Genomic DNA, 1,923 nt, shown 5'->3' on the forward strand with positions numbered 1-1,923 from the left:
GGGGATGGCCGGGTGGTCCGCGTCGTCGCTCGGCGCGGGTGGGCCGGTGAGGGTGATCCGCTCGGCCGCCTCCGGGCCGGCCAGGGAGTCCGTCAACACGGCCTGGTGCAGGCGGCGCAGATCGTGCCCGGGGTCCATGCCCAGCTCCTCCCGCAGCACGCGACGGCTCTCGGCGTAGACGGCCAGCGCGTCGGCCTTGCGGCCGCAGCGGTGCAGGGCCGTCATCAGCTGACCGCGCAGCCGCTCCCGTACCGGATTCTCCGCGACCAGCCGTACCAGCTCCGGGACAAGCGAGGTGTGACGGCCGAGCGCGAGGTCGGCGTCGATCCGGCTCTCCAGCGCCGCCGTATAGGCCTCTTCTATGAACGGGCCTTCGGCGTCCACCAGTTGCTCGGTGACGCCGGCGAGCGCCGGGCCGCGCCGCAGCTCCAGGGCCGCCGTGAGGTCTTCGGCGGCCTGCGCGTGCCGGCCGTCGGCGAGACCGGCGAGGCCGCGACCGGCCAGCCGCCGGAAGAGGTGCCAGTCCAGCGTGACGTCACCGATGTCCAGCCGGTAGCCGGGACTGCGGCGCTCCAACCGCACCCCGGCGGGCAGCCGCTTGCGCAGCTCGGACACGTGCGCGTACAACTGCGCGGTGACCGTCGCGGGCGGATCGGTACCCCACAGGCGGTTCTTCAGCAGCGCGTCCGACAGGACCCTGCCACCTGCCAGCAGCAGCGCCGCCAGCAGCGTGCGCTGCTTCACTCCGGCGAGCCGTGTCGCCCCGTCCCCCACCAGCTCCACCGGACCGAGGATCCGGAATTCCATCGCTGTACGCCCCGTCCTGCAGGTGGTCGGTCCGCGGGAGAGCCGCCGCCGTCCGACGTCGCGGCGGCCGTCCCGCTCCACCCGCCTGGTCTGTGCCAACGGCTCGATCTGAAGCCATTGGTACCAGCCGCTCACTGCGCACTACAACGGTACGGTCAGCAAACTGCCAAGCCTCGTGAACTGTGTTTACGCATCTCCCTTTTGATCACATGGGTGGATTCCCGTGTTTGCGGACCGGTAGTTCGGCGCGCTTGCTGCGCAGCATCGCCAGCGAGCGGACAAGCACCTCGCGGGTCTCGGCCGGGTCGATGACGTCGTCCACCAGCCCGCGTTCGGCCGCGTAGTACGGGTGCATCAGCTCCGCCTTGTACTCCTTGACGAGCTGGGCCCTTGCCGAGTCGGGGTCGTCGGCGGCCGCGATCTGCCGGCGGAAGACGACGTTCGCGGCCCCCTCGGCGCCCATCACCGCGATCTCGTTGGTCGGCCAGGCGAAGGCGAGGTCGGAGCCGATGGAACGCGAGTCCATGACGATGTAGGCGCCGCCGTAGGCCTTGCGCAGCACGACGGAGATACGGGGCACGGTGGCGTTGCAGTAGGCGTAGAGCAGCTTCGCGCCGTGCCGGATGATGCCGCCGTGCTCCTGGTCGACACCCGGCAGGAAGCCCGGCACGTCCACGAGGGTGACCAGCGGGATGCTGAAGGCGTCGCAGAGCTGGACAAAGCGCGCGGCCTTCTCGGAGGAGTTGATGTCCAGTACCCCGGCGAGGGTGCGCGGCTGGTTGGCCACGACGCCGACCACCTCGCCGCCGATCCGCGCCAGCGTGCACACCACGCTCGGCGCCCAGCTCTCGTGGACCTCCATGTGCTCGCCGTCGTCGACGATCTCCTCGATGACGTGGCGCATGTCGTAGGGGAGGTTGCCGTCGGCGGGCACCAGGGAGGCGAGCGCCGGGCAGAGCCGGTCGGCGGGGTCGGTGGGCTGGACGGCCGGCGGGTTCTCCCGGTTGTTCTGCGGGAGCATCGACAGCAGGAAGCGGACTTCCTCCAGACACGACTCCTCGTCGTCGTACGCGAAGTGCGCCACACCCGAGGTACCCGCGTGCACGTCCGCGCCGC

The 1,923-nt window shown here is 70.9% G+C and carries 2 protein-coding genes; both read right to left on the minus strand.

Annotation, left to right across the window (positions count from 1 at the left end; genetic code table 11):
* Positions 1–807 (minus strand): AfsR/SARP family transcriptional regulator (locus FNX44_RS26515; protein ID WP_143651511.1); only part of this gene is annotated, 807 nt, incomplete at its 3' end.
* A gap of 205 nt (positions 808–1,012) precedes the next feature.
* Positions 1,013–1,923: acyl-CoA carboxylase subunit beta (locus tag FNX44_RS26520; RefSeq protein WP_323369681.1), on the minus strand; the 911-nt coding region annotated here is incomplete at its 5' end.

The sequence above is a fragment of the Streptomyces alkaliterrae genome, from assembly GCF_007097205.2.
Lineage (GTDB): Bacteria > Actinomycetota > Actinomycetes > Streptomycetales > Streptomycetaceae > Streptomyces > Streptomyces alkaliterrae.